The organism is Mycobacterium sp. URHB0021 (genome assembly GCF_054057895.1).
On record NZ_JBSRZT010000002.1, the window covers coordinates 6,054,362 to 6,070,016 of the forward strand.

A 15,655-nucleotide genomic window follows, 5' to 3' on the forward strand; every position below is an offset into this window, starting at 1 on the left:
ACGCCGGCGACCCAAGCAGCGATCGACGGCACAACCACAAGCTGCCTCTGCCTCATCTCTGCCGTCGCCATCCATCGTCAGGTCCCAAGGCGCCGAGCCGACTTGCGTCCTACAGAGGGGTATACCACGACATTCGTCATGGTGACCCATTCCTAGCGGCAGGAGGAGAGGGACGAACGGCAGTCGGCGCAGATAGTCCCCACGGTGCGCAATCGATGCAGAACCGATGCCGCCTGTTCAATATGGGGTCGACCGGCCACCCGTGAAGGATCTGGGAGACCTCATCGATTCGGGCACCGTGGCCGCGGACTACTACATGGTCGCCATCCTGGGTCGCGACGAGCTTGAGGACAGTGTCGCCAATTGGTCATACTTGTGACCATGACTGAAATTTGTTCGCTGGCCGACGCGAAGGCCCATCTCTCGGAGTTGGTGGCTCGGGTGGGTGGGCAACATGAGCGGATCACGGTCACTGTCCATGGACGTCCGACTGCGGTGCTTCTTGCCGTGGAGGATCTGGAATCGCTTGAGGAAACGATTGCGGTGTTGTCTGATACGGCTGCGTTACGGGCGCTGCGCGAGGCTGACGCGGAATTGGCTCGCGGCGAAGCAGAAAACGAGGACGCGCTTGCCGCGGCCATGCGAGCACGTCAAATCGGGCCATGACCCGACATCCATACGAGTTACTCGTTGCGCCGGCTGTGAGAAGGCAGCTGGCGGAGGTACTTTCGGACGCGGTGGCGTTGGCGGCATATCAGTTCATCACCGGCCCGCTGCTGGAGCACCCGCACCGTGCCGGCCGGCGGCTACGGCCACCGTTGGCTGACCGCCACCATGCTCGCCGCGGCACCTACCGTGTGAGCTACCAAGTCGACGACCAGCATCGGCGGGTCACCGTCGTAGGGGTGTTCAGCCGTGCCGATGCCTACCCGGTGCGATGAGAATCGATCGGTTTGCGATGAGCACCCCCCAGATTTTGTCCGACCGCTACGAACTCGGCGAAATCCTGGGGTTCGGCGGCATGTCAGAGGTTCGCCTTGCCCGTGACAACCGGCTGCACCGCGACGTGGCGATCAAGGTGCTGCGCGCGGACCTGGCCCGAGACCCCACCTTCTATCTGCGGTTTCGCCGCGAGGCGCAGAACGCCGCGGCACTAAGCCACCCAGCCATCGTCGCGGTATACGACACCGGCGAAGCCGAGACCGCCACCGGCACGCTGCCCTACATCGTCATGGAATACATCGACGGCGCCACACTGCGAGACATCGTGGCCCACGACGGCCCGATGGAACCCGCCCACGCCATCGAGGTCATCGCCGATGCCTGTCAGGCGCTGAACTTCAGCCACAACCACGCCATCATCCACCGCGATATCAAACCGGCCAACATCATGATCGACAAAACCGGCGCGGTGAAAGTGATGGACTTCGGTATCGCCCGCGCCCTGACCGACAGCACCAACAGACTGACCCAAACCGCCACTGTCATCGGCACTGCCCAGTACATCTCACCCGAGCAGGCCAGCGGTGAGACCGTCGACGCCCGCTCCGATATCTACTCGCTGGGCTGCGTCCTCTACGAAATCCTCACCGGCGAGCCACCTTTCGTCGGGGACACCCCCGTTGCCGTCGCCTACCAGCATGTGCGCCAAGATCCGGTGCCGCCCTCCAACCGCCGCGACGGCCTCTCCCCTGAGCTGGACGCGGTAGTGCTTAAAGCCCTGGCAAAAAACCCCGAAAATCGCTACCAAAGCGCCGCGGACATGCACGCTGACCTGATCCGCGTACACAGCGGCCAAACACCCGAAGCTCCCAAAGTGTTTACCGACGCCGACCGTAACGCCCTGGACGCCCCGCGCGGTCGCTCGCACCGCTTCGGCAGCTACCCCGACTCCCGGCCAGGCGGATCGCTCCGACCGTGGCTGATCACGATTGCCGTGCTCGCGGTCCTCGGCGTTGCGGTCGCTATCGGGGTGAACGCCGTCGGCCACGGGAGCCATCCGGTGCGGGTGCCCGATGTCCACGGCCAGACGCAACAGGACGCCATCGCGACGCTACAGAGCCACGGATTCAAGATCCGCGGCCCCGTACAACGCCCCGACCCCTCGGTGCCGATCGGCTACGTCATCAGCACCGAACCGGGCGCTGATACCGCCCTTGCCGGCGGCGACGAAATCACCGTCACCGTGTCCTCCGGACCCGACCAGCGTCAGGTGCCGAACTGTGCGAATCTGCCCGTCAACGATTGCGTGCGCATACTCGCCGACGCCGGATTCAATCACCCCAAGCCATTGCCGACTGCCTCGGCGACAACACCGCAGAATCTGGTGACCGCTACCGATCCGCCAGCCGGCCAGACCTCGGCCGTCACCAACACCGTCACCATCCATGTGAGCAGCGGCCCCGAAGCACGGCGCGTACCCGACGTGTCCGGGCAGACCGTCGCTCAGGCCACCGCGAACCTCAAGACCGCGGGCTTCCAGATCATCCTCACCGGACCCGTCAACAGTAACCTTCCCGCTGGGCAAGTCGTGTCGATCGATCCCCCTGCCGGGACCAACCTTTCCGTCCAATCGGCGATCACCCTGAAGGTGTCGCTGGCCAACCAAATGCCGATGCCGAACCTGATCGGCATGACCTATGTCGAAGTCGTGCCCTTCCTACAAGGCCTCGGACATATAGGAGCCCTACTCAACGGCGGCGACATCCCAGGCCCCGACGGAAATAAAAATCGAGTCGTCAAACAAGACCCGCCGCCGGGCACCAACGTCAACCGCGACGGCACCATCACGCTCAGCTACGGCTCCTAGACCGCGTGGCATCCTGAATGATGTCCGACCACCTCCGTCGCAGATCTCGTGTAGCCGGTCAACCCACGAATTCACTTTGCCCACGTCTCAAACCGACTGTCACTCCGATCACGGAGAAGTGAGTGACTTGGGCCCCGACCAATACGCCTACCGTAAAAGTAATTGGTGGTGCCGTCGACGGATCGACCGCCGACTGGTTGAGCAAACCGTTGGGCCCGGTCAACTCGAGCCCTTGTTCCTTCGCCTGCGGCAGCACTGCTCAGCCCGCTGCGATGATCCAATCCCCCATCGCCACGGAAACGAGTGCTTCCGGCATGGCAGTCATTCCCGCCACGCTCACGCTCGGCGGGGGCTGTCAGATAAACGGTGGATCTGATCTTGGCATTGGTTAGTTGCCAGTCGGAGTGATCCGGCCGTTGAAGGTGATCGCGAACGCATTTAGTGCGGGCTTCCACCTCATTGCCCATCGTGCCTTACCGCGGCCGGTGGGGTCTAGGGATCGGGTCACCAGGTAGAGACACTTCATCGCGGCCTGTTCGGTCGGGAAGTGCCCGCGGGCCCGAATCGCCCGCCGATAGCGAGCATTCAGTGATTCGATCGCATTGGTGCTGCAGATGACACGGCGGATCTCGACGTCGTAGTCCAGGAACGGCACGAACTCGCTCCAGGCGTTCTCCCATAGTTGGGTGATCGCCGGATACTGAGCACCCCATTTCTCGGTGAACTCGGTGAAGCGTTCCTTGGCCGCCGCCTCAGTAGCTGCGGTGTACACCGGGCGGATGTCCCTGGCGATGTGGTCCCAATACTTGCGCGACGCATAACGAAACGTATTGCGCAGCAGATGAATCACGCACGTCTGGACCACCGCCCGCGACCACACCGTATTGATCGCGTCGGGCAGCCCTTTGAGGCCGTCACAGACCACGATGCACACATCGACAGTGCCGCGGTTCTTGATCTCAGTGAGCACTGAGAGCCAGAACTTCGCACCCTCGCCACCGTCGCCGGCCCACAGCCCGAGGATGTCGCGCTCCCCGGCGCAGGTCACCCCGATCGCGACGTAGATGGGCCGGTTGGTGACCTGGCCATCGCGGACCTTGACGAAGATTGCGTCGATGAACACCACCGGATACACCGATTCCAACGGCCGGTTGCACCATTCGGCCAACTCCTCAATCACCTTGTCGGTAATCCGGGAGATGGTGTCCTTGGAGACGGTGGCCCCATAGACGTCATCAAAGTGCGCCGCGATCTCCCCGGTGGTCAGACCCTTGGCCGTCAGCGACAACACGATCTCATCGATGCCGGTCAACCTGCGTTGCCGCTTCTTGACGATCACCGGATCGAAGGTGCTGTTGGTGTCCCGCGGCACGTCGAGCTCAACCTGGCCGATCTCGGTGAACACCGTCTTCGATCGAGTGCCATTGCGGGAGTTTCCGCTGCCGCGCCCCGCGGAGTCATGCTTGTCGTAGCCGAGGTGCTCGGTCATCTCGGCACCTAGCGCGGTCTCGAGGACATTCTTGGTCAGTTGACTGAGCAGGCCGTTCGGACCTACCAGTTCCACACCTTGTTCTTTGGCCTGCGCGAGCAACTGCTCGGCGAGCTGCTTGTGATCCACATCGATCGCCACGGATTTCAGTGTTTCGGACATCATCAGTCCTTCCCGCCAAGCTCACGCCCGGCGTGTCAGACCAAGACCAGATCAACCGCTATTCAGACAGTCCCGCTCGGCGTGGCAGACCAAGATCAAATCCGCCGATGTTCTGACAGTGCCCAGTCTGGCGCTCTGCCCGACGTCACTTCGTCGGGTTTGTCCGGCAGGTGGCAGGGTAGTTCGTGCACCGATGGGATTGAACGACGCACTGCTGGTGCTGGCCTCGAGCGGAGAACCGCCCGGGTTGTTGCCTGCGCGCCAGCAGATGGCGGTGTCACTGGGCTGGCACATCGTGCTGGCGTGTTTCGGGGTGGCCTTTCCGACGATGATCTTCGTGGTGCACCGGCGCGGCATCGTGCGCGCCGACACGGTGGCCCTCGACTTGGCGCGACGGTGGGGGAAGGTGTCTGCGGTGCTGTTCGCGATCGGCGCGGTCTCGGGAACCGTGCTCAGCTTCGAGATGGGCCTGTTGTGGCCCGGCCTGATGGGCCGCTTCGGCGACGTCCTCGGCCTTCCGTTCGCGTTCGAAGGGTTGTCCTTCTTTGTCGAGGCCATCTTTCTGGGGATCTACCTCTACGGCTGGGACCGTATGCCGCCGCGCCGCCATTTGGCGATGCTGATTCCGATGGGAGTCTCCGGCGTCGTCGGCACCTTCTGCGTCATATCTGTCAACGCGTGGATGAACATTCCCACTGGTTTTCGGATCCGCGATGGCGAGGTGGTCGACATCAACCCGTGGCGGGCGATGTTCAACGACGGTGTGTGGTTGCAGTTTCTGCACATGTGGGTGGCGGCGTTCATGCTCGTCGGCCTGGTCGTCGCGGGGGTTTATGCGTTCGGGATGCTGCGCGGGCGCGTCGACGCCCACCACCGCCTCGGGTTCACCGTGCCGTTCGCGTTCGCGTCCGTCGCGGCCGTCGCACAGCCGTTCATCGGCCACGTCCTCGGAATGCGGATCCACGACTCGCAACCGGCGAAACTGGCCGCGTTCGAACTCGCCCAGACCACCGAGGGCCCTGCGCCGTTGCGGCTCGGTGGCGTGTTGGTCGACGGCGAGGTCCGTTGGGCGCTGACCATCCCACGACTGGGCTCGGTCATCGCCCGTAATTCCTGGGATGCCCCGGTGCCCGGACTGGACGGTGTGCCGCCATCGGAATGGCCGCCGGTCAACGTCACCCACCTGGCCTTTCAGTCCATGGTGGGGATCGGGACGCTACTGGCGGCCATGGCGGTGGTCTACTGGCTGGCTCGTTGGCGTGGGCGTGATCTGTCCTCGAATGGCTGGTTTCTTCGTGTCGCCGTCGTAGCGGGACCCCTTGCCATCCTCGCCGTCGAATCTGGTTGGGTTGCAACCGAAGTAGGCCGCCAACCGTGGACGGTGTGGCGGGTGCTGCGCACCACCGACGCCGCGAGTATGAGCAGCGGCTTGTGGTGGAGTTACATCGCGGTGCTGATCATCTACGTCGGTATGACCGTGGGCGCGGTGGTGGTGCTGACATCAATGGCGCGTCGCTGGAGGACGGGCGAGGTCGATCTGCCGAGCCCGTACGGACCGCCGCGTACGGAGTCGGTGAGGTAGGTATGGCCACGCTGGTGGCCATGGCCATGTTTCTCGGCGTCGTCATCTACGCCGTGCTAGGCGGCGCCGACTTCGGCTCGGGCTTCTACGACCTGACCGCAGGCGACGCGCAGCGCGGCGCGCGGGTACGCACCCTGATCGATCACAGCATCGGCCCGGTATGGGAGGCCAACCATGTGTGGTTGATCTACATCCTGGTCATCTGGTGGACCGGTTTCCCGACCGCGTTCGCCGCGGCGATGTCCACGCTGTTCATCCCGATGGCGCTCGCTCTAGCCGGAATCGTGCTGCGCGGAGCGACTTTCGCTTTTCGGAAGTACGCGGCCACCCTGCCCCAAGCGCGGCTGTTCGGCGCCGTGTTCGCGGGCTCGTCGTTGATTAGCCCGTTCTTCCTCGGCACCGTCGCCGGCGCTATCGCGTCGGGCCGCGTGCCGGCGCAGGGATACGGCAACCGACTGGATTCGTGGCTCAATCCGACCTCCTTGGTCGGCGGCTGCCTGGCCGTAGCCTCGTGCGTGTTTCTCGCCGGGGTGTTCCTCACCGCCGACGCGTCCCGCTCAGGGGACACCTCGCTGGCCGACAGCCTGCGTGCGCGCACCCTCGCCATTGGCGGCGTGACCGGCCTCACCGTGTTCGCCGGGCTGTATCCCGTCAGCCACGACGCTCCGACATTGGCCGCCGGACTACGCAACCAGGCGTTTCCGGTCCTGGCCGTCGCACTCGTGGCCGGTGTAGCCACCCTTGTGCTGGTCTCCCATCGGCGCTTCGGGACGGCACGGCTCCCGGCCGCTGCGGCGGTCGCATCGGTGATCACCGGTTGGGGCGTCGGACAGTACCCATGGATGCTCGTCGACACGCTGACGATCAGCCAAGCCGCCGGCGCCGCCGCAACCCTTCAGGCGTTGTTGATCGTGGTCGCCCTGGCCGGCGTCATCGTCCTGCCCAGCCTGGGATATCTCCTGTGGCTCACTCAGACTGAACAGTGGACCCGCAGCTGAGCCCGGCCTGAGCTCGTCCCTCGGATTTGTCTGCTTTCTTTGTCTCGCAATATCGCCGCGGCTGCACCGAATTAGGCGCCTAACTACGAACACTCGCCGATTGGAGCGGGGGTGATGTCCTATAACCGGACGGTTACTTACGTGTCATCGAGCATCGATGGGCCATGTCCGCTCAGGTAAATACAACTTGAAGGGCGTCGTGCCGGTTACTGGCCAGTCGAATCAGAGTCTGCGGCGCCGCGGACAGGGACGCGTAGTCGGTGATGACATGCCTGACGATGTCCCGACCATAGGCGGCCAGAAGCGCCAATGTCTCGGTGCTGAGGCGATCGCGGTCCCACAGATGGCTGGTTCCGCGCGGCACCCGTCCGATCTGTGCGCAGCGCAGGCTCAGTCCGTTGTGGTGAAACTCCTCCCCCAGTCGTACCTCCTCGCATCCCCCCGGGTAGAACGCCAAGTCGATGATCGTGCCCTGGGGACGCACTATGCGTAAGGCGAGAGCCAAAGCCCTGGCCTGACCGCGGCATTGGAACACGACATCGGCTCCACGGTCCCCGGGCCCGTGACGCCATCGGCTTTTCAACGCGACGGCCGGGTCGACATCGTCAGGGTCGATAACCTCCAGTCCGAGGTCGGCTACGACTTGGCGGCGTGACGGCGTGGGCTCGACAAGCACTATGGATTCTGCGCCGTGCAGGCGGGCGAACAACGCGGTCAACAGGCCCACGACGCCGGCACCGGTGATCGCGATCCGGCGACCGCGCACCCCATCGGCGAGACCGCGTACATCGGTGCCGTGGATGTCGGCGGCAGCATGCAACAAAGCGTTTGCGCAGATCGGTCCCATGTGTGCGGCGTAGATGCCCAGCACCGGTTCGAGTGACTTCGGTAGTTTGACGAAACGGTCGGTCAGCGCATCGGCGCGGTAAACACTGCGGTGGCCGTAGGTCATGGCCACGACGTCGCCTGGCCGCACGGCAGGAGTCGCACTCTTCGTGACCCGGCCGACCTGCATGTAACCGAACTTGTCGATCGGATAAGCCACGTCTGGGGCGCCTGGCATGAACAGGCCCAACTCTGGATCCCACCTGCGGTGCAGGGCGGGGTTGGTGCCCTTCACCCAGCTGAGGTCCGTCCCTGTCGACAACCCACTGAACATTGTCGCTACGTCGAATTGGCCATCGTGCACATGCTGCGATAACGGTTCATCACGCAGTGTGACCATGCCGCAGCGCTCGACCACGACAGTGAAGCTGCGGTCAGCCATGGAGCCTCACAGGGCGGTTGTGGACAGCCGAACCCGCTATGGCGCAGGCTAATTGGTGGGTCCGCAATGCTTCTTCGTAGTCCACCAGAATCCCGCTTCGGGCCGCCCTGTTGCCGACCACGGCGTCGATGAACGCGCGATCTGCGGCTATCTTGGCATCATCGGGTTGCAGGCTGCGCCGCACGGGTCCTTGTGCCGTCCGCGCGATGATGCCGTCTTCATGAATCATCACCGACAGGCCGTCGGCGTGCAGTTCAAGACCCGTCTGATGCTTCCAATCCACGCAGCATGCGGCGGCGACAGTTCCCACCGCTCCGGATTGCAACTTCAGGATCGCGACGGTGGCTCCGTCGACATCGGCGTCCGGGGTGCCCGGCGGTGCGGCGTTGGCGTACGCGTTGACCTCGACGACGTCGCCGCACAGCAGCCGAATCAGATCCAGTACATGCACCGCTTGCTCGACGATCTGACCGCCCGACAGCGCCCGCGTGCTCCACCACGGCACCGGCGGCACGCGGTCGATCCATGAACCCACCGCCAGCCGAACGGGTCGGCCATCGAGAAGCTCCCGGACGAGATCGACGGCCGGCGAATAACGCCAGTGATGACCGACCGCGGTTACGACGCCGGCCTTGCGCGCTGTGTCGGCGATGTGCTCGGCGGTCGGCAGATCCAGGGCCAACGGCTTCTCGACGAACAACGCGCTGCCTGCACCGAGTACCTGTTCCTCGATGGGGCCATGGGCATGGGGCGGAACACAGACATACACCGCATCCGGTGATGTGTTGAGAAGTGCTTCCAGGTCCGAAACCACGGCGGCGCCCGTCACCTCGGCGAATGATCGTGCAGCCGTCATATTCGGGTCTGTTGCGGCGACGATCCGTACATCCCTCAGCTCGGTGAGATGGCGCGCGTGGCGCATAGCAACGCCACCGGCTCCCACGAATCCAACCTTGCAGTGATCCAAAGTCCGTTCTCCCGGGCCGGCGACGGCCTACGGATACCCCGACCCGCCGCAAATACGCCACCCTTTGGGGTGGATTTTGACGGTGACGTAAGGGGTACTTCGAGTGCCATGCGCGACAGCGACGAACAGATTCCGGTCGGGGTGGACCCCGAGGTGTGGCACTGGTTGCCACGGCGCAGCACCCGCGGGGCGTCGTGGACGCTAAAACGGGTCGTACGGGCCAAGGGCGCTAGGCGGATCAGCGTGGTGCTGCCCGCCCGTGACGAGGAGCAGACCGTCGGGGAAATCGTCGCGCAGGTGCGGCGCCGGCTCGTCGAAGACGTCAGCCTGGTCGACGAGGTCATCGTCATCGACTCCCGATCGCGTGATGCGACGGCCGCTGTGGCGGCGTCAGCCGGGGCAACCGTGTATCACCAGGACCAGATACTGCCTGACCAACCGCGAATGGGCGGCAAGGGCGATGCGTTGTGGAAGGGGCTGGCTGCCAGCACCGGCGACATCGTGCTCTTCGTCGACTCGGACCTACGCGACTTCACTACGCAGTTCATCGTCGGACTGCTCGGCCCTCTGCTGTGTGAAGCGGACGTGGTGTTCGTCAAGGCGCACTACCTGCGCCCATTGACGACCGATCAGGTCACCGTCCCCGGCGGTGGCGGTCGGGTCAGCGAACTTGTCGCCCGGCCCCTGATCAACATGTTCTGGCCGCGGTTGGCTGGCTTTGTACAGCCCCTGGCAGGCGAGTACGGGGGTTACCGAGACGTTCTGGAAAAGATTCCGTTCGCCACCGGCTACGGCGTGGAATTCGCCATGCTGATTGATCTGGTCAACCTTGTCGGATTGGACGCGCTCGCCCAGGTCGATCTGGGCACGCGCACCCATCGTCACCACGACATCGAAGCGTTGGCGCGCATGGCGGCTCAGATCTTGCAAACCGCCAGCGTGCGACTCCAGCGCGAGCACCGCGGTGTCACCGAAGCGCCGACATCGAGATGGCTCACACAGTTTCGCCACGACACGACGACACCCGTGCACCACCAGCTGATGGTCTACGACGTCGCTGTGCAGGAGAGACCGCCTCTGGCTGATGTCCGCGCCGCTGGCGACTTGCTCGCCGCCGCTCCTAGCGCCGGTTCCTGGCCGCTCGAGAACCAGCGGCCATGACTCCGACGGTCTTGATCAATGCTGGACCGTGGCTGACGGTTCCGCCGGTCGGCTACGGCGGAATCGAGAACATCATCGCAACGCTGATTCCGGAGCTACGCCGACGCGGCGTGCGCGTCATCCTGGCCACCGTCGGTCAGAGCACCATCGACGTCGACGAACAGATACACGTATTCGACGAGCCGCAGTTCGCCCACCTCACCGAGCCCTACAACGACGTCGTCGGTGTCGCAGCCGCGCACTTGCAGCGCATCGTCGCCGAGTTGCGATGCCGTTCGGATATCGACCTGGTTCACGACCATATGGAGGTCTTGGGGCCCAGCATGCTCGCGGCCATGGGCACCGATCGGCCGACAGTGCTGCATACCTTGCATTGGGACCTCACGAAACACCGCGCCTTCTACAGCGGGTTCGGCAACCACGATTGCTTTTACGTCAACGGTGTCTCCGCCGCGCAGCTGCAGCGCGCGTCCGAAACGCTTCGTCACCATAGTCTCGGGCACGTCTATCTGGCCACCCCGCTGGCACACCACGCCACACGTCGGCCTGCCCCGGCCAAAAAGGGCCATCTAGTTCTCGTCGCGCGAATCAACCGTAGAAAGGGGCAACACATCGCCGCGCGGCTGGCACAGCGGTATGGGTGGGAGCTGGTGCTGGCCGGACCGATCGGACCCTTCACCGCGCCGGAGCATCTCGACGCCGACCCGAATGCTGATCGATATGCCGATGTCCGTTATTGGCGCGCAGAAGTCGCCCCGCACATCGACGGTGACCTTGTGCGGTGGATCGGGAATGTGACCGGCATTGAGCGTGACGACCTTGTCTCGACCGCGCGCGCAACGCTGTTTCCGCTGTGCTGGGAGGAACCGGGCGGTACCGCAGTCATCGAATCACTGGCGCTTGGCACACCTGTGGTCGGCTACCGCCGTGGCTGTCTGCCCGAACTTGTCGAACCCGGCACCGGATTACTCGCCGAGGCCGGCGATGAATCCGCGTTGGCAGAGCTGATCCCAGATATCGACAGGCTCGATCCCGCCCATTGCCGCGCAGCGGCAGAACGCCGGTTCGCTCCGGGCGTCATGGCCGCGGCTTATCTCCAGCTCTACGACCAATGCATTACGGGTTCGATGTTGAGCCCACGCCCGAAGGCCTACGCATGATGCTCAATGGCACCACGCCGGGAAGATGTCACCGTGCACGACCGATTGCCCTTTTGCGATGGGCACGCCACGCACTGTGGTGTCCTCGGCGGCGGTGCGCATGAATTCCTTGGACCGGGGTGGTCCACCGGATCATCTCCTCCACCGCGGTCGGCATCAGGTCCGGGTTCTGCCCCAGTCGGGCCATTCGCCGGGGTTTTCGATGAGCGCGTGCAGTCCGCCGGAGATCGCGTCCTTGGTGGTGTCGTGTCCGGCGCTGGCGATGATCACGTAGTACGACACCGTGTCCATGTCCGTCAGTGGTTCGCCGTCGATGCGGCCGTTGGCGATCGCCGACGCCAGGTCCGCCGTCGGATGTTCGCGCCGTGACGCCGTGAGCGCCGAGAAGTAGTTGAAGAAGTCGGCGAGCACCGCGAGCATGTCCTCGGTGGTCTCGCCACGCTGGTGCTCCTCGTCGTCACCGCCGAACATCTCCTGGGTGAGCTTGTGCATGCGGCCGAAGTCCGACTCGGGCATACCCATCAACGAAAGAATCACATAGAGAGGGAAGTTCACGGTGACCTCTTCGACGAAGTCGCATTCGGGACCGACCTCGCGCATGCGGTCCACATACCGCTTGGCCAGTTCGTCGACGCGCACCTTGAGATCGCGCATGGCCTTCGGGCGGAACCAGTCCGCACCGATGGCGCGCACCTTGCGGTGGTGAGGGTCGTCCATGTGGACCAGAGTGCGCAGACCGATCCCGGCCTCCTGCTGAGCCTTGAGCAGATCATCAGCATCGGCAGGCGTGAGTATTGGGCGCGGCGCGCTGATGAACCGGTCGTTGTCACTCGATGGCCATGATGTCGGCGTGCTTGGTGATCGCCCAGAACGGCCGATACGGCGAATGGTCCACCCACGTAACCGGATTGGTTGCGCGCAGGTACCGCAGCGCCGTGTGCAGGCGCTCGTCATCGGCGTACGCCGTCGGGTCAGCCAGCACCTTGCCGGCATCATCCGCTGCGGGTGTGTTCATCTGAGCTTCCTTACTCTGGGGTCGTCAGAACTTGATGGATGTCAGGGCGGCGGTCTCAGTGACTATCGAGACTCGCGATTTTGGCTGGGGGGACTGGTAGTGATTGACCGTGCGAAATCGCCCTTGCATCACCGCTCGCAGGTTCGTCACGTCGACGCCGTGACATACGCCACATGCCGCGACGCCGATACGCTTCTCGGCCCGGGCCAGGTAGGACGTCTTCGCGTTCAACCCGCACGAATTCGCCATCGGATGTCATCTGTTGTCGTCTGTTGAGTTTGTACTGAATCGGGTTATGGGCGAGAAGTTCTCGTGCAATCCTCGGTGCGCACGATGTTGTGGTTGACGCGGAACAGGTTGTCTGGGTCGTACCGTTTCTTGATCGCGGCGAGCCGGTCGTAGCGCTGTGGCCCGTATACGGCGCGGAGGTCCAGCGGTGTGGTGCCCTGCCGGGCGCTGAGGAGGTTGGGCATCATCTCGTCCTGCGCCCATGGCGCCATCGTGTCGACCAAGGTGGTCAGCTGCTCCTCGAACAGGGGAACGAGGTCGGGGCGGCTGCAAGCCGAGGCGGAGAGCGACCAGCGCGCGTTTCGACCGGGAACCGCATTCGGTACCGCAGGCGGACGCTCCAGCCCGCCGCCGAGGGCGCGCAACTCGACGAAGGCCAACTGGCTGCCCGAATCGGGCCCGAGCACGGACAGCAGCGCGTCGGCGGCCTCGGTCGGAAAGCGTTGCAACCCTGTGGAGCGTCCGACCCACGAGATGGGCACCGGCGGAGCCAAGAACATCGAATCGGCGTCGCGATAACGCATCGCTTCGATGGTGTCCAGCATCGTCGGCGCGACCCCGCGCAACGGGGCCAGCACGCTTTCGGCCTCCACGGGCGGCCCGAGCGAGGAGAACCGCACCTGAATGACGAACCGCCCCGGCATCGGCTCCAGCACCGTCGGCAGCGGGGGCTGCCGCAGGAACGCGATGGAGGAACTCATCTGTTCTGGCAGATGGGGCACCCACTGCCGCCATGCGTGCAACACCCGCGACGCGTGCTCGCCGGCGAACACCAGGCCGCCCCCGTAGACGCACCTGACAGGAAAGAGCGTGAACTCCAGGGTGGTGACCACGCCGAAGTTGCTCTTGCCGCCGCGCAGCGCGCAGAACAGATCCGGCTCAGAACCGGCGGTGACCCAGCGCAGCTGACCGTCGGCGGTGACGATCTCGATCGCTTGTACGTGATCGGCGGCGTAGCCGTAGGTGCGGCCGAGGACCGGACTTGCGCCGCCGCCGAGGTGATAGCCGACAACGCCCACGGTGGGCGAGGAGCCGCTGAGCGCAGCGAGCCCGTACCTATCAGTGAGGCCTAGTACCTGCTGCCATCGAACGCCACCCTCAACGCGGGCAATGTGGCGTCGCGCATGGACATATCGCGTGTTCATCCGGGACATGTTGATCAACACCGACCCCTCGGCAGGGCCGACCATTTGATGCCCAGTCGCCACGACCGCTATCGGGAGATCCCGTTGAGCGGCGAACCGGACCGCGGCCTGGACATCGGCCACACCAGTCGCTCCTACCGCGACGGCGGGCCGTACCGGGGTCAGGAGGTTGAACGTGGCACATTCGGCGGCGTAACGGTCGTCGTCCGGCAGCAACACGGGGCCTGCGACTCCACTGCGAGATCGGCGGTTTCGGCACTTGTCAGCGAGATTGGTCCCGCCTCGACCCGGCTCACGTATGCATCCGGGTGCGTCTGGTGTGGTTGGGTCTGTTCATGGTGGGCTCCTGGGGAATCGAAACGGGTCGACTATGCGATCCGCACGGCGGGCAGACCATCGGTGATATTGCGTAGCACCGGGGTATAGCGGGCGTAAGTTCGTCGCGCCCCCGAATGGCAAGTCCGCGTGAATGATCGAAATTGGTGACGCAGGCGTTTGAGCCGTCAGCTAACCGCGGCCGTCCTCCCTCGGACGCTGTACCTCAGAGCCCGATCGGCTCGAGGCGGCCGAGGATTTCCTCGCGGCGTGCCTCGAACTGCTCCGGCAGCTGGAATCGGTTGCCCAGCTCCGTCGGCGACTCGTCGCAGTCCCAGCCGCCTTCGTTGTGTGTCACGGCCAGTTCGAAGAGGGCACCGCCGGGCGACCTGACGTAGACCGACTTGAAGTACTTGCGGTCTCGGAGTTCCGACATATCTGTATAGCCCGCAGCCTCGATCTCGAATTTCAGGTCATCCTGATTCTCGAGAGTGTCTGCATTCCAAGCGAAGTGGTGGATGGTTCCCGCGCCGTAGATCCACGTCCCTGGCTCATCTGTGCAATTGACAACCAGCTCGACCGCCGGCCTTGCCGGCCTCCAACGCGAACCGGTCACCTTCGGTCAAGCCCTCGCGGGCACCGAGGTGATTGGCGGCGAACTCGACGGCGGTGTCCGGCCCCGTCACGTGTACACCGACGCCGTAAATGCCGTGGATGGCGTACTCCTCTGGTATCCCGTTGCCGCTGCAACCGCGACGAGGGTCGTCGTCAACCTCGACCAGCTGGTACTCAATGCCGCACGGATGCCGGAACAACACACGGCGGCGATCGAACACGGTCGCGTCCCGGAGTCCGCGGCCCGCTCGTGCAACCGGGAGGACCAGTAGTTCAGTGAACCCGCAGGAACAGCGAGCAATACCTCACGTGCCTGGTTGGTGCCACGTCGGCCGTAGATCCCGGCCTGGCCAAAAGGGAACGTGGTGAGCACCGCGCCCGGGTCGCCGTCGGCGTTGCTGTAATACAGGTGATAGATCGGGATCGTCCCGTCAAACAGCACGGTTCGTTTGATCAGCCGCAGCCCGAGCACCTTGACGTGGAAATCAACGTCCTCCCGGGCTCCGTTCACCGACATCGTGATGTGGTGACTATCGACGATGTAAGACATTCGATCCCTCCTTATGACTGATGCTGATGTACGCGCAACCGGGTGGACAAATCAACCGCGGCATTGAGCCCTGGCGGGCAGCCCAGTACCCAGTGCTCCTGCCCACCCGCGATACTGCTGGAAAGGTTTGCG

At 64.2% G+C, this 15,655-nt stretch carries 14 protein-coding genes and 1 pseudogene; 7 read left to right on the forward strand and 8 right to left on the reverse strand.

Annotation, left to right across the window (positions count from 1 at the left end; genetic code table 11):
- The first annotated feature begins 381 nt into the window (after positions 1-381).
- From ACVWWN_RS32220 to pknB, 3 genes are read left to right on the forward strand one after another with little or no spacing between them, the layout of a single operon-like run.
- The gene (locus ACVWWN_RS32220; RefSeq protein ID WP_457149360.1) at positions 382-666 is read left to right on the forward strand and encodes a type II toxin-antitoxin system Phd/YefM family antitoxin; all 285 of its coding nucleotides are present in this window, start codon (positions 382-384) and stop codon (positions 664-666) included.
- A complete protein-coding gene (locus ACVWWN_RS32225) occupies positions 663-941 on the forward strand; it encodes a type II toxin-antitoxin system RelE family toxin (RefSeq protein ID WP_457147479.1) in 279 nt (92 codons plus the stop codon). Before ACVWWN_RS32220 ends, ACVWWN_RS32225 begins: the two co-directional genes overlap by 4 nt.
- A gap of 17 nt (positions 942-958) precedes the next feature.
- Positions 959-2,809 (forward strand): Stk1 family PASTA domain-containing Ser/Thr kinase, encoded by a 1,851-nt coding sequence (gene pknB / locus ACVWWN_RS32230; RefSeq protein WP_457147480.1) that lies wholly within the window; start codon positions 959-961, stop codon positions 2,807-2,809.
- Positions 2,810-3,197: 388 nt separating this feature from the next.
- Here pknB and ACVWWN_RS32235 read toward each other — a convergent pair whose 3' ends face one another.
- Positions 3,198-4,460, reverse strand: a complete 1,263-nt coding sequence (locus ACVWWN_RS32235) for an IS256 family transposase (RefSeq protein WP_457147481.1) — start codon at positions 4,458-4,460, stop codon at positions 3,198-3,200.
- A gap of 193 nt (positions 4,461-4,653) precedes the next feature.
- On the opposite strand from ACVWWN_RS32235, the gene ACVWWN_RS32240 reads away from it, so the two are divergent.
- Together ACVWWN_RS32240 and ACVWWN_RS32245 are read left to right on the forward strand one after the other, a co-directional pair.
- The gene (locus ACVWWN_RS32240; protein WP_457147482.1) at positions 4,654-6,042 is read left to right on the forward strand and encodes a cytochrome ubiquinol oxidase subunit I; all 1,389 of its coding nucleotides are present in this window, start codon (positions 4,654-4,656) and stop codon (positions 6,040-6,042) included.
- Positions 6,043-6,044: 2 nt separating this feature from the next.
- Positions 6,045-7,040 (forward strand): cytochrome d ubiquinol oxidase subunit II, encoded by a 996-nt coding sequence (locus tag ACVWWN_RS32245; protein WP_457147483.1) that lies wholly within the window; start codon positions 6,045-6,047, stop codon positions 7,038-7,040.
- A gap of 172 nt (positions 7,041-7,212) precedes the next feature.
- On the opposite strand, the gene ACVWWN_RS32250 is transcribed toward ACVWWN_RS32245, so the two are convergent.
- On the reverse strand, positions 7,213-8,307 hold the full coding sequence (locus tag ACVWWN_RS32250) for a zinc-dependent alcohol dehydrogenase (protein WP_457147484.1): 1,095 nt from the start codon (positions 8,305-8,307) through the stop codon (positions 7,213-7,215).
- Positions 8,300-9,250 carry a Gfo/Idh/MocA family protein gene (locus ACVWWN_RS32255; protein WP_457147485.1) on the reverse strand — a complete coding sequence of 317 codons (951 nt, stop codon included), beginning with the start codon at positions 9,248-9,250 and terminating at the stop codon, positions 8,300-8,302. The genes ACVWWN_RS32250 and ACVWWN_RS32255 overlap by 8 nt, the downstream gene beginning before the upstream one ends.
- A gap of 132 nt (positions 9,251-9,382) precedes the next feature.
- Between ACVWWN_RS32255 and ACVWWN_RS32260 the strand changes: the two genes are divergently transcribed.
- Positions 9,383-10,435, forward strand: coding sequence for a glucosyl-3-phosphoglycerate synthase (locus tag ACVWWN_RS32260; protein WP_457147486.1), 1,053 nt, complete (start codon positions 9,383-9,385; stop codon positions 10,433-10,435).
- Positions 10,432-11,595 (forward strand): glycosyltransferase, encoded by a 1,164-nt coding sequence (locus tag ACVWWN_RS32265; protein ID WP_457147487.1) that lies wholly within the window; start codon positions 10,432-10,434, stop codon positions 11,593-11,595. The genes ACVWWN_RS32260 and ACVWWN_RS32265 overlap by 4 nt, the downstream gene beginning before the upstream one ends.
- 36 nt (positions 11,596-11,631) lie before the next feature.
- Here the strand turns inward: ACVWWN_RS32265 and ACVWWN_RS32270 are convergent.
- The 5 genes and pseudogenes from ACVWWN_RS32270 to ACVWWN_RS32290 all read right to left on the reverse strand — a co-directional run.
- Positions 11,632-12,610: pseudogene (locus ACVWWN_RS32270) on the reverse strand (cytochrome P450); the annotation flags it as partial.
- 293 nt (positions 12,611-12,903) lie between these two features.
- A complete protein-coding gene (locus ACVWWN_RS32275; RefSeq protein ID WP_457147488.1) occupies positions 12,904-14,262 on the reverse strand; it encodes an FAD-binding oxidoreductase in 1,359 nt (452 codons plus the stop codon).
- A gap of 322 nt (positions 14,263-14,584) precedes the next feature.
- Positions 14,585-14,974, reverse strand: a complete 390-nt coding sequence (locus tag ACVWWN_RS32280; RefSeq protein ID WP_457147489.1) for a VOC family protein — start codon at positions 14,972-14,974, stop codon at positions 14,585-14,587.
- Positions 14,910-15,044, reverse strand: a complete 135-nt coding sequence (locus tag ACVWWN_RS32285; protein ID WP_457149493.1) for a hypothetical protein — start codon at positions 15,042-15,044, stop codon at positions 14,910-14,912. The genes ACVWWN_RS32280 and ACVWWN_RS32285 overlap by 65 nt, the downstream gene beginning before the upstream one ends.
- Positions 15,041-15,523, reverse strand: a complete 483-nt coding sequence (locus ACVWWN_RS32290) for a hypothetical protein (protein ID WP_457147490.1) — start codon at positions 15,521-15,523, stop codon at positions 15,041-15,043. The genes ACVWWN_RS32285 and ACVWWN_RS32290 overlap by 4 nt, the downstream gene beginning before the upstream one ends.
- Between the last annotated feature and the right edge of the window lie 132 nt (positions 15,524-15,655).

Bases quoted from the DNA above. Each gene is read 5' to 3' on its own strand.
- ACVWWN_RS32240 (WP_457147482.1), top strand. From the start codon at position 4,654: ATGGGATTGAACGACGCACTGCTGGTGCTGGCCTCGAGCGGAGAACCG.
- ACVWWN_RS32225 (WP_457147479.1), top strand. From the start codon at position 663: ATGACCCGACATCCATACGAGTTACTCGTTGCGCCGGCTGTGAGAAGG.
- ACVWWN_RS32245 (WP_457147483.1), top strand. From the start codon at position 6,045: ATGGCCACGCTGGTGGCCATGGCCATGTTTCTCGGCGTCGTCATCTAC.
- ACVWWN_RS32235 (WP_457147481.1), bottom strand. From the start codon at position 4,460: ATGTCCGAAACACTGAAATCCGTGGCGATCGATGTGGATCACAAGCAG.
- pknB (WP_457147480.1), top strand. From the start codon at position 959: ATGAGCACCCCCCAGATTTTGTCCGACCGCTACGAACTCGGCGAAATC.
- ACVWWN_RS32250 (WP_457147484.1), bottom strand. From the start codon at position 8,307: ATGGCTGACCGCAGCTTCACTGTCGTGGTCGAGCGCTGCGGCATGGTC.
- ACVWWN_RS32260 (WP_457147486.1), top strand. From the start codon at position 9,383: ATGCGCGACAGCGACGAACAGATTCCGGTCGGGGTGGACCCCGAGGTG.
- ACVWWN_RS32265 (WP_457147487.1), top strand. From the start codon at position 10,432: ATGACTCCGACGGTCTTGATCAATGCTGGACCGTGGCTGACGGTTCCG.
- ACVWWN_RS32290 (WP_457147490.1), bottom strand. From the start codon at position 15,523: ATGTCTTACATCGTCGATAGTCACCACATCACGATGTCGGTGAACGGA.
- ACVWWN_RS32220 (WP_457149360.1), top strand. From the start codon at position 382: ATGACTGAAATTTGTTCGCTGGCCGACGCGAAGGCCCATCTCTCGGAG.